Source organism: Allobosea sp. Root670, from assembly GCF_001429415.1.
Classification (GTDB): domain Bacteria; phylum Pseudomonadota; class Alphaproteobacteria; order Rhizobiales; family Beijerinckiaceae; genus Allobosea; species Allobosea robiniae.
This window is the reverse complement of record NZ_LMJU01000001.1, coordinates 1,101,445-1,124,049: the sequence shown is the minus strand read 5'-3', so window position 1 is coordinate 1,124,049 and position 22,605 is coordinate 1,101,445. Positions and strand designations below refer to the sequence as shown.

Sequence of the window (22,605 nt, the reverse complement as noted above, 5' to 3'; positions counted from 1 at the left end):
CGAAGCGCAGCTTCGACCCGAGAAGCTCAGGCCGGAAAAGGCGCCCGTCCTTCACGGGATGCCCGGGGCATGACGCGGGCGTCAGCTCGCCGCATGGCGGAACTGCTTCATCGCTCTCGCCATTGCGGTGAACAGGCGCCACATTGAATGCGTTACGACAAGAAGAATTGCCGAGGATAGACCGATGACCGCCTCCAAGCTCGACCAGCTCCGCCAGATGACCACCGTCGTCGCCGACACCGGCGACATCGAGGCCGTGCGCCGGCTGAAGCCTGTCGACTGCACTACGAACCCGACCCTGATCCTCAAGGCGGTGGAGACGCCGGCCTATGCCCATCTCGTCGACGAGGCGGTCGGGTGGGGCAAGAAGCAGGGCAGCGGTGAGAAGGCCGTCCATGCCGTCTGCGATCGCCTCGCGGTGAGCTTCGGCACTGAGCTGACCAAGATCGTCCCCGGCCGCGTCTCGACCGAGGTCGATGCCGACCTTTCCTTCGACACCAAGGCGACGATCGAGAAGGCGCGTGCCGTCATCGCCGCCTACAAGGAGCGCGGCGTCGAGAAGGACCGTATCCTGATCAAGATCGCCTCGACCTGGGAGGGCCTGCAGGCCGCCAAGGTGCTGCAGGGCGAGGGCATCGACTGCAACCTGACCCTGCTCTTCGCGCTGCCGCAGGCGGTCGCGGCGGCCGAGGCCAATGCCTTCCTGATCTCGCCCTTCGTCGGCCGCATCCTCGACTGGCACGTCAAGGCCGGCGGCGGCCCCTACACGGCCGAGACCGATCCCGGTGTCGTCTCGGTCAAGAGCATCTACGCCTATTACAAGGCCTTCGGCATCAAGACGGTCGTGATGGGTGCCTCCTTCCGCAACACCGGCGAGATCGAGGCGCTGGCCGGCTGCGACCGCCTGACCATCGGGCCTGGCCTGCTCGACGAACTCGCCGCCGCGACCGGCGACCTGCCGCGCCGCCTTTCGCCGGCTTCGTCGCCGCAGATGGAAGGGGGCGTCGCCAAGAAGCTGGGTTACGACGAAAAGGCCTTCCGCTTCGCCATGAACGAGGATGCGATGGGCACCGAGAAGCTGGCCGAAGGCATCCGCGGCTTCGTCAAGGACCTGCGCGGCCTGCGCAAGCTCGTCGCCGCGAAGCTCGGCTGAGCCCAGCCATGGCGGAGCGGCGGATCGCCGTCGTCACCGGCGGCGCCAAGGGTATCGGCGCCGCGGTCGCCGATCGGCTGGAGCAGGACGGCCTCGTCCCGGTTGTCTGGGATATCGCGACGCCCGCGACAGCGGGGCGCCGGCATCTCGCCTGTGACGTCTCGGACGAGGCTTCCGTCGCGCAGGCCCTGGCCGCGACAGAACGCGAGCACGGCCGCATCGCGGTACTCGTCAACAATGCCGGCCTGACCGGCCCCTCGACCACAGTGGCGGAGACGCCGCTGGCGCAATGGCAGAAGGTGCATGCGATCAACCTGACCGGCACCTTCCTCTGCTCGCAGGCCGTGGCGAAGGTGATGGTGCCGCGCGCTTACGGCCGCATCGTCAACATCGCCTCCCTCGCCGGCAAGGAGGGCACGCCGACGCTTTCCGCCTATAGCGCCGCCAAGGCCGGCGTCATCGCCTTCACCAAGGCGCATGGCAAGGAGCTGGCCGGCACGGGCGTCCTCGTCAATGCCGTCGCGCCGGCCGCGATCGAGACCGATCTGCTCCAGCAGATGAGCCCCGAGACGGTTGCAACGATGATCGGCAAGAGCCCGCTGAAGCGGCTCGGAACGGTCGATGAATTGGCGGAACTCGTCGCCTGGCTCGCGAGCGAGCGCTGCAGCTTCTCGACCGGTGCGGTCTTCGATCTCTCGGGCGGTCGCGCGACCTACTGACGGCGCGCCTTGCGCCAGATCATTGACGTGGCTTGCGCGCGGGCTTCTGATAGCGACCTGCACTGACGAGGCCGCCCCGGCTGTCGCGGCCCGTCCAATCGGAGTCGGCCATGACCACGCCTGCAGAATCCGCGCCCCGCTCGGGCTCCTCTCTTGCAACGCATCTCGTCCCACTCCGGCGCAATTCCGGCTGGCTGATGGCGGCAGGCGTCGCCCTCATCATTCTCGGCGTCGTCGGCCTCGGAGCGGTCGCGCTGCTCAGCCTTGCCAGTGCGATCTGGTTCGGCGCGATGATCCTGGTCGGCGGCATCGTCGTGCTGATCGACGCCTTCCGGCATCAGGGCTGGAAGAGCCGCCTGCTGCATATCCTCATCGGCCTGCTCTATGTCGCGGTCGGCCTGATGACTTTTGCCAACCCACTCCTCGCCACGGCCTCGCTGACGCTGCTGGCCGGTGCGGCGCTGGTCGCGACCGGCGTGTTGCGCCTCGTCGTCGCCTTCCAGAACCGGGAACTGCCAGCCTGGGGCTGGATCGCTTTTTCGGGCGCGCTGTCGCTGCTGCTCGGCGGCATGATCCTGGCGCAATGGCCGGGTTCGAGCCTGTGGGTGCTCGGGACCTTCTTCGCGGTCGAATTGATCTTCCAAGGCTGGGCGGCGATTGCGCTCGCCCGCGCGATCCGCTCGACTTTCGATGGGGTGAAGCCGCGCTGAAGCCGGCCGCCTACTCGGCGGCCTCGGCCGTCACGGCAGCCTTGGCGGGCGTGCTGAGATCGCTGAAGCGGGCGCGTCCGCCGGCCGCTGCAGTCTGCAACTGCTGCTTCCAGCCCTTGGCATCGTTGCCGCCGAGCGCGACGAAATCGGCCGGACGCGCGGCATCGGCGCTGCGGCCCTGATAGACCAGCACGCCGCCCGCGGTGACCACGATGTCGCCGCGCCGCAGCGTCGGGTCCTTGAGATACCATTCCTTGTCGGCCTGGGGATCGAGCTGCACGACGGGTGGCTTGGGTTTCGAGGAAACCTCCGGCGCGCGGGCGCGGGGCGCCCGCCTGCGCGGTTCGTCGTCATATTCGTAGATCGGCGAGGCCCGCAGGCGCGGCCCGCCGCCGAACAGCGCACGGGCGAGGTCGTCGAAGAGGCCTGCCGCCTGGGCGCTGGGCGCAGCCGAAAAGGCGAGCGCTGCGACAGTCGCCAATCGCATCATCCATGCCCGCGTCATCACCTTGCCTCCACGTCGTCGTCTTACCAACGACGTGTGGTCGCGAAAGGTTCGGTCCGGGTTCACGAAAGCGGTTAAGAATCTTTCCCGCGGAGGCCGGGCTTACTCACAACTGCGTGTCTGCCCCTGCCAGCCGGTGGGGAGCCAGGCCTAAGATGTGGGCCATCCGGCTGCCGAGGAGCCATGCCATGATGATGCGTGCGCTGCTTGTCGCGGCTCTTCTGGGGCCGTCGTCCGCTTCTGCCTTCGCGCAGGACATCTGGTCGTTGTCGAGAGACGGCGGGGGGTCGTCTTCGTGGCGCGTCATTTCGGCATCCCGACGGCGAGCGGCCGTTTCGGCACTGTCGACGGCACCATCGCACTCGATTTCGACCGGCCGGAGCGCAGCCGGATCAGAATGACGATCCAGACCGCATCCCTGCGCACGGGCGCCGATCTCGTCGACGGCTTCATCAAGGGGCAGACGATGCTCGACGTCGCGCATTATCCGGTTGCCAGCTTCGTATCCCAACAGGTGGCGCGCACCGGTGAGCGCAGCCTCTCTATTACGGGCCAGCTCACGATTCGGGGCGCGTCGCAGCCTGTCACGGTTATCGCCGTCGCCGAAAGCGATCCGGCCGGCATGCGCGCGGGCGGCACTTTGCCCTTCCATGCCAGTGCGAGTTTCTCGCGTGCTGCCTTCGCGATCGGGCGCGAGGTCAATATCGTCGACGATCAGGTCGAGATCGACATCAAGGGCGTGATCTCGCGCTAGGATGGCCGGCGATGCGCTCCCGCACCTGGCATCCCCTGATCATCCTGCTGCATTGGGCGACGGTGATGCTTATCCTGCTGCAATATGGGCTGTCCCGCCTGATGGGCGACGAGACGCGCGACCTGCTTTCCCGCTTCGCGCTCTACCAGTGGCACAAGTCCTTCGGCCTCACGCTCGCGGGATTGGTTCTGTTGCGCCTCGCCGTTCGGCGCTTGCAGCCGGCGCCAGCGCCGGTCCCGATGCCGCGCTGGCAGCGGGTCGCGGCCGGGACGGTACAGGGCGGGCTCTATCTCTGCCTGTTGGCACTGCCGGTCACCGGCTTCCTGATGGCGGCTGCCGCGCCGATCCAGATCCCGACGCTGTTCTTCGGGCTGTTTTCGGTGCCGCATCCGATCGGCCCGGATCAGGCCATCTATGACGCGATGCTACGGGCGCATGCGACGCTGTTCGACATCATGGCCGCGCTCGCCTTCATCCATGCGGGCGCGGCCCTACTGCATCAGTTCGTCCTCAGGGACGGGCTGATGCAGCGGATGTGGCTCGGCCGTTCTTAGTCTTTCTTCTGAGCCGCGAAGGCCTCGGCGCGGATCGTCGAGAGCGACTTGGCAGGCGTGATCGCCTCGGGGTCGAGCAGGCAGTGGATGATCGCGGGCTTGCCGCTCTTCACCGCGCGCTCGAAGGCCGGCGCGAACTCGGAGGTCTTCTCGACGCGCTCGCCATGGCCGCCGAAGGCCTTGGCGTAAGCCGCGAAATCCGGATTCTTCAGCGTCGTCGCCGAGACGCGGCCGGGATATTCACGCTCCTGATGCATACGGATCGTGCCGTACATGCCATTGTCGACGACGACGACGATGACCGGAAGGTCGTACTGCACGGCCGTCGCGAAATCCTGGCCGTTCATCAGGAAGCAGCCGTCGCCGGCGAAGGCGATGACGGTGCGCTCCGGGAAGAGCCGCTTGGCGCCGATCGCGGCCGGCACGCCATAGCCCATCGAGCCGCAAGTTGGGGCGAGCTGCGTCGCGAACTTGTTGAAGCGGTGGAAGCGGTGCACCCAGGTCGCGTAATTGCCGGCGCCGTTGCACATGATGGCGTCCTCGGGGAGCTGGCTGCGCAGCCAGCGCACCATCTCGCCGGGATGGAACTCACCGGGCACGGGTGCCGGCTGCTCGCTCCAGGCGATATAGGCTTCGTGCGCGGCAGCGCCGGCGCCCTTCCAGGCCGGGGCCTTGGGCGGCTCGATCGTCTTGAGCGCGGCGCAGAAGCCGGCGGGAGAGGCATTGATCGCCAGCGTCGGGCGATAGACCCGGCCGAGCTCTTCCGGATCGGCATGGACATGCACCAGCGGCCGGCCCGGATTGGGAATGCCGAACAGGGTGTAGGACTGGCTCGGCATCTCCGAGAGGCGCCCGCCGACCAGCAGGACGAGATCGCTCTCCTTGATGCGGGCGAGCAGCTTCGGGTTCGGGCCGATGCCGAGATCGCCGGCGAAGTTCGGATGATCGGCCGGGAACAGCATCTGCCGGCGGAACGAGACCGCGACCGGCAGGTCGAAACGCTCGGCAAAGACCTGGAAGCCGGCGATCGCCTCCGGGCTCCAGCGCGAGCCGCCGAGGATCGCGACCGGCGACTTGGCAGCAGCAAAGCGCTTGGCGAGATCGGTCATCTGCACGGGCGAGGGATGCTGCTCGGTGACCTGATAGGGCTCGGCGTCGGCGACATCCGCAAGGTCGGTCAGCACGTCCTCGGGCAGTGCGATCACGACCGGGCCGGGGCGGCCGGAAGTCGCGACATGGAAAGCGCGGCTGATGATCTCCGGGATGCGCGCGGCATCGTCGATCTCGGTCGCCCACTTGGTCATCGTGCCGAAGACGGCGCGGTAGTCGAGCTCCTGGAAAGCCTCGCGCTCGCGCATGCTGCCGTCGATCTGGCCGACGAAGAGGATCAGCGGGGTCGAGTCCTGGTCGGCGATATGGATGCCGGGCGAGGCGTTGGTGGCGCCGGGACCGCGCGTCACGAAGCAGATGCCGGGCTTGCCGGTGAGCTTGCCGGCGGCTTCCGCCATCATGCAGGCGCCGCCTTCGGCCCGGCAGATGGTGACCTTCATCGAGGCGTCGTGCAGCGCGTCGAGCACGGCGAGGTAGCTCTCGCCCGGCACGCAGAAGGCGTCGGTGGCGCCGTGGATCAGAAGCTGGTCGACGAGGATCTGCCCGCCAGTGCGATTAGCCATGCTGCGGCCCTCCCCAGGCCGGGTCGTTCAAGATGTCGTCTGCGTGCTCGCCGAGCCGAGGGCTCGGACGCTTGGCCACCTGCCGCACGCCGTTCATGACGATGGGCGAGGCGACTGTCGGAATGTGGCCCGCCTTCGCGGCTTCGCCCGGTAGGTCGACCTTGACGCCGCGGGCGATGATCTGCGGATCGGCGAAGACCTCGCCGATATCGTTGATCGGCCCGGCCGGTACACCGACCTTCTCCAGCGCCGCCAGCAGATCGAGCTTGGCGTAGCGCTGGCAGAGCAGGTGCAGTTTGGCGGTCAACGCGACGCGGTTCTTCACGCGCGATTTGTTGTCGAGATAGTCGGGATGGTCGGCCAGCGTCGGCTCGCCCAGCACTTCGCAGAGCTTGCGCCACTGCCCGTCATTGCCGGTCGCGATGATGATATGCCCGTCCGCGACCGAGAAGACGTCGTAAGGCACGATGTTCGGGTGGGCGTTGCCGAGCCGCGGCGGGGGATTGCCGCCGACGAGATAGTTCATCGCCTGGTTGCCGAGCACCGCGACCTGCGAGTCGAGCAACGCGAGATCGAGCGTCGCACCTTCCCCGGTCGTGTCGCGCTGGCGGAGCGCCGAGAGGATGCCGACCGTGGCGTAGAGCCCGGTATAGATGTCCGCGACCGCATAGCCCGCCTTCATCGGCGCGCCCTCAGGCTCGCCGGTGATCGACATCGCCCCGCCCATGCCCTGGACGAGAAAGTCGTAGCCGGCGCGCGGCGCATAGGGGCCGTCCTGCCCGAAGCCGGTGACCGAGCAATAGACGAGGCGCGGGAACTCCTTGCGCAGCGAAGCCGCGTCGAGCCCGTATTTCGACAGGCCGCCGACCTTGAAGTTCTCGATGACGACGTCGGCATGGGCGGCGAGACGCCGGACCAGCGCCTGTCCCTCGGCCGTGCGGAAATCGGCGGTGATCGAGCGCTTGCCGCGATTGGCGGCGTGGAAATAGGCGGCGGAGAGATGCTCGTCGCCGGTGCCCTCGACGAAGGGCGGGCCCCATTTGCGGGTGTCGTCGCCTTCCGGCGCCTCGACCTTCACGACATCGGCGCCGAGGTCGGCCAGCAACTGGCCGATCCAGGGACCTGCGAGGATGCGCGCCAGTTCGAGGACGCGCAGGCCGGCGAGGGGAGGGGTCGTCATGGCGGGTTCGACTCGGGCGTCATGGTCGGGCTTGGCCCGACCATCTCCGGGGAGGTTCGCGTGGGACGAGATGCCCGGGTCAGGCCCGGGCATGACGGATGACGGCTGGATTTCAGAAAAACGCCTGCAGGCCGGTGATCGCGCGGCCGAGGATCAGCGCATGGACGTCATGCGTGCCCTCGTAGGTGTTCACCGTCTCGAGGTTCGCGGCATGGCGCATCACCTGATACTCGATCTGGATGCCGTTGCCGCCATGCATGTCGCGGGCCTGGCGGGCGATGTCGAGCGCCTTGCCGCAATTGTTGCGCTTGACGAGGCTGATCATCTCCGGGGCCATCTTGCCGTCGTCCAGCAGGCGCCCGACGCGCAGGCTGCCCTGCAGGCCGAGCGTGATCTCGGTCAGCATATCCGCGAGCTTCTTCTGGTAGAGCTGCGTCTGGGCGAGCGGCTTGTTGAACTGCTTGCGGTCGAGCCCGTACTGGCGGGCGCGGTGGAAGCAGTCCTCGGCGGCGCCCATCACGCCCCAGGAGATGCCGTAACGGGCGCGGTTGAGGCAGCCGAACGGGCCCGACAGGCCGGAGACATTCGGCAGCAGGTTCTCTTCGGGAACGATGACGCCGTCCATGACGACCTCGCCGGTGATCGAGGCGCGGAGCGAAAGCTTGCCGCCGATCTTCGGCGCCGAGAGGCCCTTCATGCCCTTGTCGAGGATGAAGCCGCGGATCTGGTTGTCATGCGCGGCTGACTTCGCCCAGACGACGAAGACGTCGGCGATCGGCGAGTTCGAGATCCACATCTTGGAACCCGTCAGCTTGTAGCCGTCGGCGACCTTCTCGGCGCGGGTCTTCATGCCGCCGGGATCGGAGCCGGCATCCGGCTCGGTCAGGCCGAAGCAGCCGACCCATTCGCCCGAGCCGAGCTTCGGCAGGTACTTCTTGCGCTGCTCTTCGCTGCCATAGGCGTAGATCGGGAACATCACGAGCGAGGACTGGACCGACATCATCGAGCGATAGCCGGAGTCGATGCGCTCGACCTCGCGGGCGACGAGCCCGTAGGAGACGTAATTGGCGCCGGCGCAGCCGTATTCCTCGGGGACGGTGACGCCGAGCAGGCCGAGCTCGCCCATTTCGTTGAAGATCGAGCGGTCGGTCTTCTCGTCGAGATAAGCTTCCGTGACGCGGGGAGCGAGCTTCTCCTGCGCATAGGCGCGGGCCGTGTCGCGGATCAGCCGCTCGTCCTCGTTCAGCTGCTCGTCGAGCAGATAGGCATCGTCCCAGGTGAACTTCGCGAGCTTGTGGCTGCCGGCCATGATGTTCGTCTCCCTGATATTCAGACCGTCATGGTCGGGCTTGACCCGACCATCCCGGAAACCAGTGTCTTCTTGTCATGAGATTCCCGGGCCGCCGCTATCAGGCGCCCGGGAATGACGTTCTGTGTCACGCATCCACGTCGAAGCTGACGCCCTGAGCCAGCGGCAGCGTGGTGCCGTAGTTCACGGTGTTGGTGGCGCGGCGCATATAGGCCTTCCAGGCGTCCGAGCCGGCCTCGCGGCCGCCACCGGTCTCCTTCTCGCCGCCGAACGCGCCGCCGATCTCGGCGCCCGAGGGGCCGATATTGACGTTGGCGATGCCGCAATCCGAACCCTCGTCGGAGACGAAGAGTTCGGCCTCGCGCATGTTCAGCGTGAAGATCGAGGAGGACAGGCCGGCGCCGACCGCGTTCTGGATCGAGATCGCCTCGTCGATGGACTTGTACTTCATCACATAGAGGATCGGGGCGAAGGTCTCGCGCTCGACCGGGCCGCACTGCTTGGGCATCTCGACCAGAGCCGGGCGGACATAGAAGCCGCCGGAACCGACATCGACCTTCTCGCCGCCATGGACCTTGCCGCCCTCGGCCTTGGCCTCGGAAAGTGCCTTCTGCATGCCCTGATAGGCTGCTTCGTCGACCAGCGGGCCGACCAGCACGCCGGCCTCGCGGGGATCGCCGATCTTCACCGAGCCGTAGACCTTGGCGAGCTTCGGCACGAGCGCGTCATAGACGCTTTCATGCACGATCAGGCGGCGCAGCGTGGTGCAGCGCTGGCCGGCGGTGCCCATCGCCGCGAAGGCGATGCCGCGCAGCGCGATGTCGAGATCGGCCGAGGGAGCGACGATCGCGGCATTGTTGCCGCCGAGCTCGAGAATGGCGCGGGCGAAGCGGGCCGCCAGCTTCTGGCCGACTTCCTTGCCCATGCGGGTCGAGCCCGTGGCCGAGACGACCGGGACGCGATGATCCTGGACCAGGATGTCGCCGAGCTCGCGGCCGCCGATCAGGACCTCCGAGAGGCCGATCGGCGCTTCGGGGCCGAAGCGCTTCATCGTCTTCTCGACGATGGCCTGCACGGCGAGCGCGGTCAGCGGGGTCTTCTCGGAGGGCTTCCAGACGACGCTGTCGCCGCAGACGAAGGCGAGCGCCGCGTTCCACGACCAGACCGCGACCGGGAAATTGAAGGCCGAGATCACGCCGCAGATACCGATCGGGTGCCAGGTCTCCATCATGCGATGGTTCGGGCGCTCGGTGGCGACGGTCAGGCCGTAGAGCTGGCGCGACAGGCCGACGGCGAAGTCGCAGATGTCGATCATCTCCTGGACCTCGCCGAGGCCCTCGGAGGTGACCTTGCCGGCTTCCAGCGTCACCAGCAGGCCGAGATCGATCTTGGCGGCGCGCAATTCCTCGCCGAGCAGGCGGACGAACTCGCCGCGGCGCGGCGCCGGCACCTTGCGCCAGGCGAGATAGGCGGACTGCGCCCGGCCGATCGCGGCCTCGGCCTCGGCCGGCGACGTCTCGCGCAGGGTCACGACGGTCTCGCCGGTGATCGGCGAACGGGCCGACAGGCCGGCATCGGCGTAAGACGCTTCGGAAACGCCGAGGCGCTTGAGCAGGGCGAGCGTGTCTTTCGGCAGGGATGTGGCCATCTTTGTCTTCCAGCGGTCGCGAGCGGGAGCCAAAGGGCGCATGCCCTAGGGCGCATGACATAAAGGCGCGGGAACCGGAGGCCGCCGCGCTTGAGGCCTGCAGAATGCCCTCTTTCTTGGGGCGGCGGCAACCGATATGTTCTCATCACTTGGTGAGAATTTATCATGGATGATATTCTGGTTCCCGGCCGGCTCTCGGTGCCTTCGCTGTCCGCGCTCGCCGCCTTCGAGGCGGCGGCCCGGCATGGCAGCTTCACGCGCGCAGCTGAGGAGCTGAACCTGACGCAGGGCGCGGTGAGCCGGCAGGTCGCGCATCTCGAAAAGGTGCTCGGCGTCAGCCTGTTCGAGCGCGTCAAGAAGCGTGTCAGCCTGACGGCGGCGGGCGCGGCCTATGCCAATGATATCCGTGACGGCCTGTCCCGTCTCGCAGCCGCGACCGTCTCCGCCATGGCCTTTCGCGGTGCGGCCGGCGTGCTTAATCTCGCGATCCTGCCGACCTTCGGCACGCGCTGGCTGATCCCGCGCCTGCCGCGCTTCATCGAGGCTCATCCCGGCATCACCATCAACTTCACCACTAAGCTGGTGCCGTTCGACTTTGCCCGCGAGCAGGTCGACGCCGCCGTGCATTTCGGCGCCGATAGCTGGCCGGGCGCAAGGCTGCATCGCCTGATGGGCGAGGAGGTCGTGCCCGTCGCTGCGCCCTCCCTGCTGGCGCGCGTCGGGATCACGGAGGCGGCTGACATGCTGCGCGCGCCGCTCCTCCAGCAATCGACGCGGCCGCGCGCCTGGGCGGACTGGCTGGAGCAGCAGGGACTGGGGCCGGAGCGGGCGCTGATGGGGCCACGCTTCGAGCAGTTCGCCATGATAGCGCAGGCGGCGGTGGCGGGGCTGGGCCTGGCCATCGTGCCGCGTTTCCTCGTCGAGGAGGAATTGCGCTCCGGCTCGCTGGTCATCCCCATCGACCGACCGGTGACCGGCCGCGACGGCTACTATCTCGTCTACCCCGAGGAAAAGGCCAATCTGCCGACCGTCGTTGCCTTCCGCGACTGGCTGCTCGGGGAATGCGCGCCGGCGAACTAAGGCCCCTCTCGACAAGCGCCTCGCGCTCGTTCATTCATGCGCGAAATTCACCAACCCGGCTTTTTCCAGCGAAGCCGGCTGCGCGAGGCCTGCCATGCCGCCCGTCTCCGAAAGCGCCGATGTCGTGATCTGCGGTGGCGCCGCGATCGGCTCCTCCGTCGCCTATCATCTCGTCGCCGATCCCGGCTTCACCGGCAAGGTCGTGGTGATCGAGAAGGACCCGACCTACCGCTTCTCCGCCTCGGCGCTCTCGGCCGCCTCGATCCGGCAGCAATTCTCCAGCGCGGTGAACATCCGCATCTCGCTCTTCGGCGTCGATTTCCTGCGCAATATCGGCCAGCATCTCGCCGTCGAGGGTGAGGTGCCGGCGATCGACCTGCACGAGGGCGGCTATCTCTATCTCGCCAGCGAAGCCGGCGCGCCGATCCTCGAAGCCAATCAGAAGCTGCAAGCGGCCGAGGGCGCCGATATCGCGCTCTACGACCCCGCGACACTGAAGCAACGTTTCCCCTGGCTCAACACCGAGGATCTTGCCTGCGGCACTTTCGGCGTCAGCGGCGAGGGCTGGTTCGACGGCTGGGCGCTGCTCCAGGCCTTCCGCAAGAAGGCGCGCAACCTCGGTGTCGAGTACCGGCAGGGCGAGGTTGCCCGCTATGTCACGGAGGGCGGACGCGTCACCGCTGTCGAGCTCGCGGATGGCAGCCGCATCGCCTGCGGCGCTGTCGTCAACGCCAGCGGCACCCATGGCGCCAGGCTCGCCGCGACGGCAGGGATCGAAATCCCGGTGAAGTCGATGAAACGCTATGTCTTCACCTTCACTTGCAAGGGCGATGTCGATGGCTGCCCGCTCCTGATCGACACGACCGGCGCCTGGTGCCGGCAGGAAGGCAAGCGCACGGCGGAAGGCCAGCTCTTCATCGGCAGCTGCTCGCCGCTGACGCCGGAGCAGGATGTCGAATGGATCGAGAACGACCCGGCGGCCGAGGATGTCGACTGGGGCTTCTTCGAGGAGGTGGTCTGGCCTTCGCTCGCCACCCGCATCCCGGCCTTCGAGCAGATCAAGCCCGGCCGCGCCTGGGCCGGTCCCTACGACATGTGCGGGCTCGACCATAACGCCATCATCGGCCCTGCGGTGGGTTTGCCGAACCTCTATCTCGCCAACGGCTTCTCCGGGCACGGCCTGCAGCAGTCTCCGGCGGTCGGGCGTGGGCTTGCCGAGCATATCGCGCATGGCCGCTATCGCTCGCTCGACCTTGCCGATCTCGGCCACGAGCGCATCGTGGAGGGGAGGCCGCTCAAGGAGGCCAACGTCATCTGACGAGGAGGCCGCCATGGTCGATCCCGCTTTCGTCCAGACCATGGCCCGCTACAATGCCTGGCAGAACCGCAGCCTGATGGCGGCAGCGGACAGCTTGACCGATGCGGCCCGCAAGCTCGATCGCGGCGCCTTCTTCAAGTCGATCCACGGCACCTTCAACCACATCCTCTGGGGCGACGAGACTTGGCTCAGCCGCCTCATCGGCAGCGAGAAGCCGGCTGTCGGCGGCCGTGATTCGGCTGTCTATTTCGAGGGCTGGGCGCAGTTCTCAGCGCGCCGGCGCCAGCGCGATGAGTTCATTCTCGATTGGGCGGACAAGGTCACGGCCGATTGGCTGCGCGGGACGCTGATCTGGTATTCCGGCGCCGCTGGCCGCGAGATGGGCAAGCCGCGCGGCTTCGTGATCGCGCATTTCTTCAACCACCAGACCCATCATCGCGGCCAGATCCACGCCATGCTCACGGCGGCGGGGGCGAAGCCGGATGACACCGATCTGCTCCTGGTCGATGAGCCGCGCTAGGCAGGATCAGCGGCTGGCGCAGCCGGGCGACGTCTGGAATGTGTGGACGGTTTGCCGATCGCGAGCGGTCGTTCCTCGGCTTCGCCTTCCTCATCCTCGCCCCGATCCGGCGGCACCGCAGCCGTCGCGTTCTGGCTGAGCTTCTGGAACAGGCCGAGCCCGACCAGCGCCAGCACGGCGAGCAGCATCAGCAGGCCGGGATAGACGATGTCCCCCATGGTCTCGCGCGAGGTCTTGGCGATCAGCACCAGCGATTCCAGCGAGAGCGCCACGATCATGATCGACATGAACTTGGTCAGCGATCCCCGTGCCTCGGCCGGGCGGCGCATTTCGCGGTCGGCCACCACCTCCTCCTCGAACAGGAACTTGCCGACATCGGCGACGGCGACCGCGATGATCACAAGCCCGATCGCGTCGAGCATCGTGTCGAGCGCGCCTTCGCCGGTCCAGAAGCCCTGCGAGGTCCGCCAGACCGCGACGCCGATCAGCACGATCGAGGCACCGAGCAGCGCGACAGAGATGATGGTGTAGAGCAGCCGGCTGAACAGCGTCATGTTTCCCCCCGATCCGCTTGCAGGCGACAACCGCCGGCAAACCGGTGGGTTCCCTTGTGGCGGGGCAGGGCTCTCCGCATGGCGAGACTTGCATGGCCGTTCCCACGGCGCAGCCGATTGCCGGTTCTCGCGATCCATGGTCCAAGCGCTGAGTTCCGCCGGAGCGCTTCAGATGCCCGAGACGACGACCCTCATCACCTTCTCGCTGATCGCGCTCGGCATGGTGCTGACGCCCGGCCCCAACATGATCTACCTGATCTCGCGATCGATCGCGCAGGGCAGGGGCGCGGGGCTGATCTCGCTCGGCGGCGTCATCCTCGGTTTCTTCGTCTACATGTTCTGCGCCGCCTTCGGCATCACGGCGCTGCTCTTCGCCGTGCCCTATGCCTATGACGTGCTGCGGCTTGGCGGCGCGGCCTATCTGCTCTGGCTCGCCTGGCAGGCGGTGCGGCCGGGCGGGCGCTCGCCCTTCCATGTCCGCGATTTGCCCCATGACGGGCCGCGCAAGCTCTTCGCCATGGGCTTCCTGACCAGCCTGCTCAACCCGAAGATCGCGATGTTCTACCTCGCGCTGCTGCCGCAATTCATCGACCCGGCAGCCGGCCATGTGCTCAGCCAGTCGGTCGTGCTCGGCTTCGTCCAGATCGCGATCAGCGGCAGCGTCAACGCTCTGATTGCGACGGCCGCCGGCAGCATCGCGCTGTTCCTGCGGACGCGGCCGTTCTGGTCACTGGTCCAGCGCTGGATCATGGGTACCGTGCTCGCCGGCTTCGCGCTGCGCATGGCGATGGAATCGCGGCGCTAGCCAACCCGGATGTCGACCCTCGAAACCGCATCGGAAGCCCCGCGGCCGAGCCTGCCGGACCTGTTCACCGGCTTTCTCAAGATCGGCCTGATGGGCTTCGGCGGCGTGGGGCCGATCGCGCGCCATATCATCGTCACCGAGCGCAACTGGCTCGACGATCGCGGCTATGCCGAATTGATCGGCATCTGCCAGGCGCTGCCCGGCGCCAACACCGTCAATGCGGCGGTGATGCTGGGCGATCGCTTCCGGGGCGGAATCGGCGCCTTGACCTGCGTCTTCGCGCTGATGGCGATGCCGCTGCTTTGCCTGGTCGCGCTCGCCAACGGCTATGACGCGGTCTCCGGACACCCGCTGGCACAGATCGCCCTGACCGGCGCCGCCGCCAGCGCCGCCGGGCTCATCCTCGGCACCGCCCTGCGGCTCCTGACGAAGGCCGGCCTTGCGCGTTGGGCCTGGCTGATGGCCGCGGCCGCCTTCGTCGCGGTCGGAGTGCTGCGATTGCCGATGCTGCCGACCTTGCTGGTGCTCGTGCCGCTCGGTCTCGTGGCAGCGACACTGGGAGCGCGGCGGGTCTGATGGAGCGCGGCGTCTTCTTCCAGCTGATCGTCACCTTCGGCACGATCTCGCTGATGGCGATCGGCGGGGCCAACGCCGTGGTGCCGGAAATCCACCGCCAGGTCGTCGAAATCCTTGGCTGGATGGATGCGCCGACCTTCGCCCGCCTCTTCGCCATCGCGCAGACCGCGCCTGGCCCCAACATCATGCTCGGCAGCGTCATCGGCTGGCATGTCGCCGGCACCGCCGGCCTGCTGGTCGCGACGACGGCCCTCTTGCTGCCCTCCTGCCTGCTGGCGCTCGCCTCGAGCCGCGGCCTCCAGCGCTTCGGTGGCCATCGCGTGGTCCGGATCGCTACGCTTGCGCTGGTGCCGATCGCGCTCGGCCTGATGCTGGCGAGCGGCGTCGTTGCGACGCTGGCCGCTGATGCCGGCCTCGTCGGCTATGCGATCACGGCGGCGACGGCGTTCGTGACCTATCGCTCCAAGGTCAATCCTCTCGTGCCGATGGCGGTCGGCACGCTCGCCTATGTCCTCGCCTGGTATGCGGGTATCGCCTGAGCGCGAGCGGCAGCACCGGTCGTTCATTCGGGGGATGGCATGACGTTGCCCCCGCCATCATGCTAGCATCTCCCAACGTCACCCCGGTGCGTTGTCAGGGAGGTCGGCATGCCCAGCTTGCTCTCGCGGATGGCCTTCCTTGTCCTCGCACTGCCGATGCTTTCCATGCTCGGCTCGCAGACTGCCCAGGCCCAGAAGGCCGGAACGGTTGCGCTCTGCAAGGATGATCGCACCGAGAAGGGGCTCGCCGCCTGCAACACGCTGCTGAAGGGGCGACCCGACCGCAAGGTCAAGGCGATGGCCCATGTCGCGCGCGGCCATACCCAGCTCGCGCTCGGCCGTCCCGCCGAGGCGGAGAAGGACTACACGGAGGCGCTGGCCATCGCGCCGAAATTCGCGCCGCTCTACCGGGATCGCGGCCGCGTCCGCTTCACGCTGGGGAATCGCGACGGGGCCATGGCGGATTTCACCGCAGCCATCGAGAACGATCCCTTCGACCCCGACAACCACGCCAATCGCGGCTATCTCAGGTTGTTGCAGTATGATTTCGCCGGGGCAGGCGAGGACCTGCGCAAGGGCCTGTTCTGGCAAAAGCAGCATCCACGCAGCGATTATCTCCTCGGCCTGCTCGCTTATGCCACCGGCCGCTATAGCGACGCCGTCGCGCATATCGACAAGGCGCGCGAGGGCGGCTTCCGTACCTCGGAAACCTTCATCACCCGCGCCCGCAGCCTGTATTATCTCGGCACCTTCGAGGCCGCGGCGAAGGAAGCGACCGAGGGGCTTGTCGCCTTCCCGAAGCAGGTCGATTTGATCGAGATCCGCGCCCGGGCGCGATTGGCGCGTCGCGAATTGCCGGAAGCGCTCGCCGATGCCGAAATCGTCGCAGAAGCGCAGCCCCGTTTCGGACGCGCCTATGCGACGCGTGGTGCGGTGAAGCTGGCGATGAAGGACATTGCCGCAGCCACGGTGGATGCCGACAAGGCGATCGAGCTCGATCCCGGCCTGTTCGATGCCCATGAGCTCAAGGCGGACATCCTGCTCGCTTCGGGCGATCAGCCCGGCGCCCGTGCCATCCTCGTCCGTTCCGCGGCGCGCACGGATGCGAAGATGGCCTATGATATCGCCTCGAAAGAGCGTCACGCGGCGAGGGTCGCGGAATTCGACAAGCCGAAGCCGATCGTCGTGGCCGATCTCGGCGAGGCCGAACTGAAGAAGCGCTGTGCCACCCGCGACGATCCGCTGCGCATGCAGAGCTGCGACCGGCTCGTCGAAACGGCGACGACCCCGCAGGACAAGGCCGACAGGCTGATCCTGCGGGCCGGGGCCAGGCCCTTCGCCGACCGGCTGGGAGATTTCGAACTGGCCGTCGCAGCAGCGCCCGATTATCTCCCCGCCACCCTGGCGCGGGCCTACGCGCATATGGCGGATTATCGTTATGACAAGGACATGTCGCCTTTCGATCGCGCCTGGGCCGACGCTGACAGCGCCGTCCGTCGCTCTGGTGCCGACAAGGAGATCTGGGCGCGAGCCATGCTGGCGCGGGCCGCGGTCTCGCAGGGCAGGGGAAACTACGATGCGGCGGTCACCGATCTGACCGCGCTCGTCGAGCACGACCCCAAGGCGCGGTACTATCGCGAGGAGCGCGCCAACGCCTTTCTCATGGCTGGCCGGCCGGCCCAGGCCTTGGAGGATATGCGCGAGAAGGCGCGGCTGCCGATGGATGTCCCGACGGGACCGGAGGGCGAGGATGATCTCGTCGTGGCGCTCATCGAAACCGGCGCGCTCGACGAGGCCGTCTCGATTCTCGACAACTGGCGCAGCAACCGCTTGCCGGGCGCCTATGCCGAGCAGGCTTTGCGGGCTCGCGTCGCGCTGGTCCGGGGCGACATGGCTGCAGCGCGGGAGCAGGCTGCGGCTGCGCTCGCTGACAACCGCTTCAACATCGCGGCGCGGGCCGTCAATGGCCTTGCCGCCGCCCGGCTGGGCGATGCGCTCGACGCGGAATCGGACCTGAGCAAGGTCATCGACGATGCGGTCGACATCCCCTTCCGTGCCCGTAACTCCGGCCTGACGCCGGGCTTCGTCGCCGATCTCTTCCTCTGGCGTGGCCTTGCCCGCGTGCAACTGAACCGGATCAACGCTGCGCGCGCCGATTTCGCCGAGGTCATCAAGCGGGCGCCCGATCGGGCCCGCGCCTATGCCGAGCGGGCCGCATTGAACCTGCGCTCCGACAATCCGGCCGCCCTGACCGATATCGCGATGGCCCTGCGGATCGAGCCGAGCGAGCTGCGCTGGCAGGCGCTTGCAGCCCGGATCAATCTCGCGACCGGCGATCCCGCTGCCGCCGAGCGTTTCGCCACCGTCGCGCTCGCCGCGCCCTCGCCGGAAGCTGATCTGCTGCTGCTGCGGGCCAAAGCGAGGCTCGGCCTCGGACGCTTCGCTGAAGCGGCGGAGGATGCGACGGCCCGGCTCGCGGTGGCTCCCGGCGATGCGGATGCCCTGCTGCTGCGGAGCGATGCCCGGCTCGGACAGGGCGATGCCGCTGCCGCGCTCGCCGATGTCGAGACGGCGCTCGGGGCGAAGGCAAACGACCCGCGCCTCCTGCTCGCGCGGGCGGACTTGAAGGCCAAGCTGGGCGACGTGCCCGGTGCCATCGGCGCCTTCGAGGCTGCGGCGGCACGGTCCGAAGCGTCTCTTCAGGCTAACAAGCGTTTGGGCGATCTCTATGCCGGGATCGCCTCCGACCAGCTCGCGCTCGGCTACTATGCCAAGGCGCTGGAACAGCCGGCGCGCGCGCCGGCCGATGAAGCGACCCGCGACGCTGCCCGCACGGCTCGCGATGCCTTGATCCGGCGGATGGCCGCCCGGAAATAGGCTTGGGGGCTTAAGGCCATGCGCGACATGAATGGCATGGCCGCCACCGCTCGCCATTGCCGCTCGCGGCATAGGCGATAAGCTGCCCGCATTGTCCCATCCGGAACGAATGCGAGTGAGCTGATGAGCGCCCTGACCCCCGAGGAGAAGAAGGTCACCGAGTGGCTGGCGAGCCGCAAGGAGGGCATGGTCGCGCTGCTGCGCGAGCTGGTCGACACCGACTCGGGTTCCTACGACAAGGCCGGCGTCGATCGGGCCGGCGAGGTCGTCGCGCGCTTCCACAAGGCGAACGGGCTCGATGTCGAGATCGTGCCGGATAGCCGCTTCGGCGATGCGGTCCGTGCACGCTTGCCCAATCCCACGGCCAACGACCAGCGTCCGGTCATGCTGCTCGGCCATCGCGACACCGTCTTTCCGCAGGGCGAACCGACCCGCCGGCCCTTCACCATCAAGGGTGGCCGCGCCTATGGGCCGGGCGTCGCCGACATGAAGGCGGGCGTCATGATCTCGGCCTTCGTCGCCGCCGCCTTCGCCGAATGCGGCGGTCTGGCCGCGCCGCTCCTGATGCTGACGACCAGCGACGAGGAGATCGGCTCGCCGTCCTCTCGTCCGGTCATCGAGGCGGCGGCCCGCGAGTCGCGCTGCGTCTTCAATGCCGAGCCCAGCCGCCTGCCGGCCGGCACGGAATTCGCCAGGGATCACAAGCAGTCCGTCACCAGCGGCCGCAAGGGCGGCGTCTTCATGCGCGCCGAGTTCGCCGGCAAGCCCGCCCATTCCGGCGCGAATTACGAGAAGGGCGCCTCGGCCATCGTCGATCTCGGCCACAAGATCCCGAAGCTCCAGGGCCTCACCGATCTGGAGAAGGGCATCACCGTCAATGTCGGCCTGATCGGCGGCGGCCAGACCGTCAACACCATCGCGCCCAGCGCCTGGTGCGAGATCGACCTGCGCTATGTCACCGCCGCCCAGCGCGACGAGATGGTCGGCAAGATCAAGGCGATTATCGAGAAGCCCGAGGTTGCCGGCACCAGCGCCGTGCTCTCGATCAAGGGCGAGTTCCTGCCGCTGGAGCGCTCTTCGGATTCTGTCGCGCTCTACGACACCTATCGCGAGGCGGCTTCCGCCTTCGGCATCGGCGTCACCGCGGAATTCACCGGCGGCTGCGCCGATTCCGGCTTCACCGCCGCGCAGGGCACTCCGACGCTCTGCAGCGTTGGCCCGATCGGCGGCATGGCCCATACGCCGGACGAGTTCCTGGAGGTCGAGAGCATCGTCCCGGCCGCGCAGGTGCTGGCGCTCGCCGTGATGCGGGCTGCCGCCAAGGTGGAGTGACGGAGCTCAGCGGCAGAGCAGGTCGATCTTGCGGCTGAGCGAAGGTTCGTCCTCGCTCAGCCGGTCGGTCAGCACGTGCAGCCAATTGAAGCCGACCCAGAGCTCCAGCCGGTCGTCGATCTCTTCCGGCGAAAACTCGCCGCGCTCGGCGGCGCGCACGAACATCCGGCGCGGTGAGGCGAGGCGTTCCGGCATGAACTTGAAGCGCAGCGCGGCAAGCGCCTCCGCGCTGGTCTGCGCCTCGGCGATCAGTCCGCGGAAAACGCGCCCCGCCGCATCCTCACGCCAGAAGCGCCAGAGATCCCTGGTGTAGCGCAGCAGGTCGGCACGCAACGAGCCTTCATCCGGGACGGGAATGGCGGCGTCCTTCTCGACGCCGTAGATCGCGATGAAAAGCTCGGCCTTGTTCGGCCACCAGCGATAGATCGTCGGCTTGCCCGCGCCGGCGCGGCGGGCGACTTCCTCGATCGAAAAGCCGGCATAACCCTTCTCGGCCAGCAATGCGCGCGCTGCCGCCTTCACCGCGGCTTCCGTCTCGGGGCTGCGGCGGGCGCCGATCGAGGCCCGGCGCTTCGGTTTTGGCTCCATCCTATCGAACTCCTCGCACGGACCGCTCGCTCCTTGACATAACGAAACGGTCCGTTTAGTTCAACAAATAGAAACGGAACGTTTCGTTACGTGGAGAAGCTTGATGGCCCTGCCTTTCCTGTCGCGCCTTGCCTCGCGTCTGCGCTTTCTGGTCGTCGCGACCCTGGGCGCCTATGCCGCGATCAATCTTGTGCTGGCCGCATTGGCGCCCTTCACCGCGGGTTGGCCCATTTTCGGCGTCACGGCGCTGGCCGTGCCGCCCATGGTGCTCGCGATGGTCTATGGGGTGATCCCGGTCGCCTTCCGCTTCGGCGCGCCGCGTTGAAAGGCAGCCGGCTCCGAGGGCAAAGCCGGCCGTCGCCCGCCTCTCAGAACGCCTCTTCCCAGTCCCGGCTCAGCCGCATCGCGCAATTGATCAGGCCGACATGCGAATAGGTCTGCGGGAAATTGCCCCAGAGCTCGCCGGTCTTGAGGTCCGCATCCTCCGAGAGCAGGCCGAAGCTGTTGCGCCGCTGCAGGATGCGCCCGAACAGCTCCTTCGCCTCCTCGCTGCGTCCGATCGCGTTCAGCGCGTCGACATACCAGAAGGCGCAGATCAGGAAGCCGGTATGCATGTAGCCGAAATCGTCCTGCGTGGCGTAGCGCAGCAGGAGGTCGCCGCGCTTGAGGTCGCGGCCGATCGCCTCGACGGTGGCGACGAAGCGGGCATCGTCGGCCTTGACGAAGCCGAGTTCGGCGAGAAGCAGCAGCGTCGCATCGAGCTCTTCGCCGCCGAAGGTCGAGACGAAATGGCCCTTCTGCTCGTTCCAGATCTGCTCGGCGATGGTGTTCTTCAGGCGCTTGGCCTCGCCTTTCCAGTACTCCTTCCGGTCGGCGCGCCCGAGCGTGCCGGCGATGCGGGCGAGCCGGTCGCAGGCCGCCCAGCACATCACGCTCGAGAAGGCGTGCACCGCCTCCTTCTCGCGCAGCTCCCAGGGGCCGGCATCGGGCTTGTCGAACACGGCGATGGCGATCTCGCCCATGCGTTCGAGCTGACCGAACAGCGTCTCCTTGCCGGGCTGGATCAGGCGGCGGTCGAAGAAGGAATGCGTCGCCGCCAGCACGACCGCGCCATAGCCGTCATTCTGGATCTGCACGGCCGCGCCGTTGCCGAAGCGCACCGGCTGGTGCCCGCGATAGCCTGACAGGTTCTTCGCCTCGAACTCGGTGAGCGAGCCGCCGCGCGTGATCGGATAGAGCGGTGGCAGATGCTCGGCCCCGCTCTCGGAGAAGGTGTCGACGATATTGGTGATGAAGCCGAGATAGTCCTCCATCGTCCGCGTCGTGCCGAGCCGGTTCAGCGCATGGACGACGAAATAGGCGTCGCGCAGCCAGCAATAGCGGTAGTCCCAGTTGCGTTGCGTGCCCGGCGCCTCCGGGATCGAGGTCGTCAAGGCCGCGACGATCGCGCCGGTCTCCTCGAAGGAACAGAGTTTCAGCGTGATCGCGGCCCGGATGACTTCCTTCTGGTACTCGAACGGGACCGAGAGCGAGCGCACCCAATCGCGCCAGTAGTCGGTGGTCTTGTCGAGGAACTCGCGCGAAGTCGTCTCGATCTCGGCGCGCAAAGCCTCGTCCGATCCGATGAAGAAGGAATAGGCTTGGTCGACGGCGAAGGGCGTGCCTTCCACGACATAGGAAAGCGGTGCGTTGGTCGTCAACCGGATCGTCTGGTCGGCGCCGACGAAGCGGACATGGTTGGAGCCGCGCGTCATCTCGTCGGGCTCCTCGCCGATGCCGAGGCAGGGCCTGACGAGGACGCGGATGCGCGGCCGGCCCGAGACGCGCCGGACCCGCCGCACCAGCTGCGGCGGCCGGAAGAAGCGCTCGTAGCGCACGAAGCGCGGTGCGAAATCGAGGATCTCGATCGCATTGCCCTGGTCGTCGGAGAGCACGGAGGACAGGATCGCGGTGTTGTCGAGATAGCCCTGCTCGCAGCGGGTCATGCCGACGAGCTCGATGGCGAAGACGCCCTTTTCGGGCTCGGCATCGCCGTCCTCGGCCTTGTTGTCGATCAGCGAGCAGAAGACGGGGTCGCGGTCGAAGCGCGGGAAGCAGCCCCAGACGATGCGGGCGCGCCGGTCGACAAGGGCGGCGATCGAGCAGTTGCCGATCACGCCGAGGTCGAGCGAGGCGGAGTGCTGCCCCGCGGTCGAAGTCGTTACGGTCATG

At 67.5% G+C, this 22,605-nt stretch carries 22 protein-coding genes; 14 read left to right on the top strand and 8 right to left on the bottom strand.

All coding sequences use genetic code 11. The features are described from left to right. The first annotated feature begins 184 nt into the window (after positions 1-184). The 3 genes from tal to ASE61_RS05150 all read left to right on the top strand — a co-directional run bounded on the left by tal (position 185) and on the right by ASE61_RS05150 (position 2,582). On the top strand, positions 185-1,153 hold the full coding sequence (gene tal, locus ASE61_RS05160) for a transaldolase (RefSeq protein WP_061965221.1): 969 nt from the start codon (positions 185-187) through the stop codon (positions 1,151-1,153). Between the two features lie 8 nt (positions 1,154-1,161). Continuing rightward, positions 1,162-1,872: an SDR family NAD(P)-dependent oxidoreductase gene (locus ASE61_RS05155; RefSeq protein WP_061965219.1), complete on the top strand. Its 711-nt coding sequence runs from the start codon at positions 1,162-1,164 to the stop codon at positions 1,870-1,872. A 110-nt stretch (positions 1,873-1,982) separates the two neighbouring features. Beyond that, positions 1,983-2,582 carry an HdeD family acid-resistance protein gene (locus ASE61_RS05150; RefSeq protein ID WP_082617101.1) on the top strand — a complete coding sequence of 200 codons (600 nt, stop codon included), beginning with the start codon at positions 1,983-1,985 and terminating at the stop codon, positions 2,580-2,582. A 10-nt stretch (positions 2,583-2,592) separates the two neighbouring features. On the opposite strand, the gene ASE61_RS05145 is transcribed toward ASE61_RS05150, so the two are convergent. Then, positions 2,593-3,087 (bottom strand): hypothetical protein, encoded by a 495-nt coding sequence (locus tag ASE61_RS05145; RefSeq protein WP_061965217.1) that lies wholly within the window; start codon positions 3,085-3,087, stop codon positions 2,593-2,595. Between the two features lie 157 nt (positions 3,088-3,244). On the opposite strand from ASE61_RS05145, the gene ASE61_RS05135 reads away from it, so the two are divergent. After that, positions 3,245-3,841 carry a YceI family protein gene (locus tag ASE61_RS05135; RefSeq protein ID WP_082617093.1) on the top strand — a complete coding sequence of 199 codons (597 nt, stop codon included), beginning with the start codon at positions 3,245-3,247 and terminating at the stop codon, positions 3,839-3,841. Between the two features lie 11 nt (positions 3,842-3,852). Then, a complete protein-coding gene (locus tag ASE61_RS05130; protein WP_061965211.1) occupies positions 3,853-4,395 on the top strand; it encodes a cytochrome b in 543 nt (180 codons plus the stop codon). Here the strand turns inward: ASE61_RS05130 and ASE61_RS05125 are convergent. The 4 genes from ASE61_RS05125 to ASE61_RS05110 all read right to left on the bottom strand — a co-directional run bounded on the left by ASE61_RS05125 (position 4,392) and on the right by ASE61_RS05110 (position 10,205). Beyond that, positions 4,392-6,068, bottom strand: coding sequence for a thiamine pyrophosphate-binding protein (locus ASE61_RS05125; RefSeq protein ID WP_061965209.1), 1,677 nt, complete (start codon positions 6,066-6,068; stop codon positions 4,392-4,394). The two genes, ASE61_RS05130 and ASE61_RS05125, sit on opposite strands and share 4 nt — an antisense overlap. Beyond that, the gene (locus tag ASE61_RS05120) at positions 6,061-7,248 is read right to left on the bottom strand and encodes a CaiB/BaiF CoA transferase family protein (RefSeq protein WP_061965207.1); all 1,188 of its coding nucleotides are present in this window, start codon (positions 7,246-7,248) and stop codon (positions 6,061-6,063) included. The genes ASE61_RS05125 and ASE61_RS05120 overlap by 8 nt, the downstream gene beginning before the upstream one ends. 112 nt (positions 7,249-7,360) lie before the next feature. Further along, positions 7,361-8,557, bottom strand: coding sequence for an acyl-CoA dehydrogenase (locus ASE61_RS05115; RefSeq protein ID WP_061965205.1), 1,197 nt, complete (start codon positions 8,555-8,557; stop codon positions 7,361-7,363). A gap of 127 nt (positions 8,558-8,684) precedes the next feature. Then, on the bottom strand, positions 8,685-10,205 hold the full coding sequence (locus ASE61_RS05110) for an aldehyde dehydrogenase family protein (protein ID WP_061965203.1): 1,521 nt from the start codon (positions 10,203-10,205) through the stop codon (positions 8,685-8,687). A 165-nt stretch (positions 10,206-10,370) separates the two neighbouring features. Between ASE61_RS05110 and ASE61_RS05105 the strand changes: the two genes are divergently transcribed. The 3 genes from ASE61_RS05105 to ASE61_RS05095 all read left to right on the top strand — a co-directional run bounded on the left by ASE61_RS05105 (position 10,371) and on the right by ASE61_RS05095 (position 13,123). After that, entirely contained in the window at positions 10,371-11,285 is a 915-nt protein-coding gene (locus ASE61_RS05105) for a LysR family transcriptional regulator (RefSeq protein WP_061965201.1), read from the top strand. Between the two features lie 94 nt (positions 11,286-11,379). Next, positions 11,380-12,603, top strand: a complete 1,224-nt coding sequence (locus tag ASE61_RS05100; RefSeq protein ID WP_061965199.1) for an NAD(P)/FAD-dependent oxidoreductase — start codon at positions 11,380-11,382, stop codon at positions 12,601-12,603. Between the two features lie 13 nt (positions 12,604-12,616). Next, positions 12,617-13,123, top strand: a complete 507-nt coding sequence (locus ASE61_RS05095) for a DinB family protein (RefSeq protein ID WP_061965197.1) — start codon at positions 12,617-12,619, stop codon at positions 13,121-13,123. Here ASE61_RS05095 and ASE61_RS05090 read toward each other — a convergent pair. Next, complete coding sequence (locus ASE61_RS05090) at positions 13,120-13,677, bottom strand: hypothetical protein (protein ID WP_061965195.1); 558 nt, start codon at positions 13,675-13,677, stop codon at positions 13,120-13,122. The genes ASE61_RS05095 and ASE61_RS05090 overlap by 4 nt on opposite strands. Positions 13,678-13,849: 172 nt before the next feature. Here ASE61_RS05090 and ASE61_RS05085 point away from each other — a divergent pair, with 172 nt between their 5' ends. From ASE61_RS05085 to ASE61_RS05065, 5 genes are all read left to right on the top strand, one after another. Continuing rightward, positions 13,850-14,482 (top strand): LysE family translocator, encoded by a 633-nt coding sequence (locus ASE61_RS05085; protein ID WP_061965193.1) that lies wholly within the window; start codon positions 13,850-13,852, stop codon positions 14,480-14,482. A 9-nt stretch (positions 14,483-14,491) separates the two neighbouring features. Beyond that, positions 14,492-15,058 carry a chromate transporter gene (locus ASE61_RS05080; RefSeq protein WP_061965191.1) on the top strand — a complete coding sequence of 189 codons (567 nt, stop codon included), beginning with the start codon at positions 14,492-14,494 and terminating at the stop codon, positions 15,056-15,058. After that, positions 15,058-15,597 carry a chromate transporter gene (locus ASE61_RS05075; protein ID WP_061965189.1) on the top strand — a complete coding sequence of 180 codons (540 nt, stop codon included), beginning with the start codon at positions 15,058-15,060 and terminating at the stop codon, positions 15,595-15,597. Before ASE61_RS05080 ends, ASE61_RS05075 begins: the two co-directional genes overlap by 1 nt. A gap of 108 nt (positions 15,598-15,705) precedes the next feature. After that, entirely contained in the window at positions 15,706-18,474 is a 2,769-nt protein-coding gene (locus tag ASE61_RS05070; RefSeq protein WP_061965187.1) for a tetratricopeptide repeat protein, read from the top strand. Between the two features lie 123 nt (positions 18,475-18,597). Next, positions 18,598-19,806, top strand: a complete 1,209-nt coding sequence (locus ASE61_RS05065) for a M20 family metallopeptidase (RefSeq protein ID WP_061965185.1) — start codon at positions 18,598-18,600, stop codon at positions 19,804-19,806. 6 nt (positions 19,807-19,812) lie between these two features. On the opposite strand, the gene ASE61_RS05060 is transcribed toward ASE61_RS05065, so the two are convergent. Next, positions 19,813-20,394 (bottom strand): TetR/AcrR family transcriptional regulator, encoded by a 582-nt coding sequence (locus tag ASE61_RS05060; RefSeq protein ID WP_061965183.1) that lies wholly within the window; start codon positions 20,392-20,394, stop codon positions 19,813-19,815. A 103-nt stretch (positions 20,395-20,497) separates the two neighbouring features. Between ASE61_RS05060 and ASE61_RS05055 the strand changes: the two genes are divergently transcribed. Then, positions 20,498-20,719, top strand: coding sequence for a hypothetical protein (locus ASE61_RS05055; RefSeq protein WP_061965181.1), 222 nt, complete (start codon positions 20,498-20,500; stop codon positions 20,717-20,719). A 43-nt stretch (positions 20,720-20,762) separates the two neighbouring features. Here ASE61_RS05055 and ASE61_RS05050 read toward each other — a convergent pair whose 3' ends face one another. Continuing rightward, positions 20,763-22,604: a glycoside hydrolase family 15 protein gene (locus ASE61_RS05050; RefSeq protein WP_061965179.1), complete on the bottom strand. Its 1,842-nt coding sequence runs from the start codon at positions 22,602-22,604 to the stop codon at positions 20,763-20,765. Position 22,605 lies beyond the last annotated feature (1 nt).

What these genes read in the sequence shown, in the direction of transcription:
- tal (WP_061965221.1), top strand. Translation starts at nt 185, where the DNA reads ATGACCGCCTCCAAGCTCGACCAGCTCCGCCAGATGACCACCGTCGTC.
- ASE61_RS05155 (WP_061965219.1), top strand. Translation starts at nt 1,162, where the DNA reads ATGGCGGAGCGGCGGATCGCCGTCGTCACCGGCGGCGCCAAGGGTATC.
- ASE61_RS05150 (WP_082617101.1), top strand. Translation starts at nt 1,983, where the DNA reads ATGACCACGCCTGCAGAATCCGCGCCCCGCTCGGGCTCCTCTCTTGCA.
- ASE61_RS05145 (WP_061965217.1), bottom strand. Translation starts at nt 3,087, where the DNA reads ATGACGCGGGCATGGATGATGCGATTGGCGACTGTCGCAGCGCTCGCC.
- ASE61_RS05130 (WP_061965211.1), top strand. Translation starts at nt 3,853, where the DNA reads ATGCGCTCCCGCACCTGGCATCCCCTGATCATCCTGCTGCATTGGGCG.
- ASE61_RS05125 (WP_061965209.1), bottom strand. Translation starts at nt 6,068, where the DNA reads ATGGCTAATCGCACTGGCGGGCAGATCCTCGTCGACCAGCTTCTGATC.
- ASE61_RS05120 (WP_061965207.1), bottom strand. Translation starts at nt 7,248, where the DNA reads ATGACGACCCCTCCCCTCGCCGGCCTGCGCGTCCTCGAACTGGCGCGC.
- ASE61_RS05115 (WP_061965205.1), bottom strand. Translation starts at nt 8,557, where the DNA reads ATGGCCGGCAGCCACAAGCTCGCGAAGTTCACCTGGGACGATGCCTAT.
- ASE61_RS05110 (WP_061965203.1), bottom strand. Translation starts at nt 10,205, where the DNA reads ATGGCCACATCCCTGCCGAAAGACACGCTCGCCCTGCTCAAGCGCCTC.
- ASE61_RS05105 (WP_061965201.1), top strand. Translation starts at nt 10,371, where the DNA reads ATGGATGATATTCTGGTTCCCGGCCGGCTCTCGGTGCCTTCGCTGTCC.
- ASE61_RS05100 (WP_061965199.1), top strand. Translation starts at nt 11,380, where the DNA reads ATGCCGCCCGTCTCCGAAAGCGCCGATGTCGTGATCTGCGGTGGCGCC.
- ASE61_RS05095 (WP_061965197.1), top strand. Translation starts at nt 12,617, where the DNA reads ATGGTCGATCCCGCTTTCGTCCAGACCATGGCCCGCTACAATGCCTGG.
- ASE61_RS05090 (WP_061965195.1), bottom strand. Translation starts at nt 13,677, where the DNA reads ATGACGCTGTTCAGCCGGCTGCTCTACACCATCATCTCTGTCGCGCTG.
- ASE61_RS05085 (WP_061965193.1), top strand. Translation starts at nt 13,850, where the DNA reads ATGCCCGAGACGACGACCCTCATCACCTTCTCGCTGATCGCGCTCGGC.
- ASE61_RS05080 (WP_061965191.1), top strand. Translation starts at nt 14,492, where the DNA reads ATGTCGACCCTCGAAACCGCATCGGAAGCCCCGCGGCCGAGCCTGCCG.
- ASE61_RS05075 (WP_061965189.1), top strand. Translation starts at nt 15,058, where the DNA reads ATGGAGCGCGGCGTCTTCTTCCAGCTGATCGTCACCTTCGGCACGATC.
- ASE61_RS05070 (WP_061965187.1), top strand. Translation starts at nt 15,706, where the DNA reads ATGCCCAGCTTGCTCTCGCGGATGGCCTTCCTTGTCCTCGCACTGCCG.
- ASE61_RS05065 (WP_061965185.1), top strand. Translation starts at nt 18,598, where the DNA reads ATGAGCGCCCTGACCCCCGAGGAGAAGAAGGTCACCGAGTGGCTGGCG.
- ASE61_RS05060 (WP_061965183.1), bottom strand. Translation starts at nt 20,394, where the DNA reads ATGGAGCCAAAACCGAAGCGCCGGGCCTCGATCGGCGCCCGCCGCAGC.
- ASE61_RS05055 (WP_061965181.1), top strand. Translation starts at nt 20,498, where the DNA reads ATGGCCCTGCCTTTCCTGTCGCGCCTTGCCTCGCGTCTGCGCTTTCTG.
- ASE61_RS05050 (WP_061965179.1), bottom strand. Translation starts at nt 22,604, where the DNA reads ATGACCGTAACGACTTCGACCGCGGGGCAGCACTCCGCCTCGCTCGAC.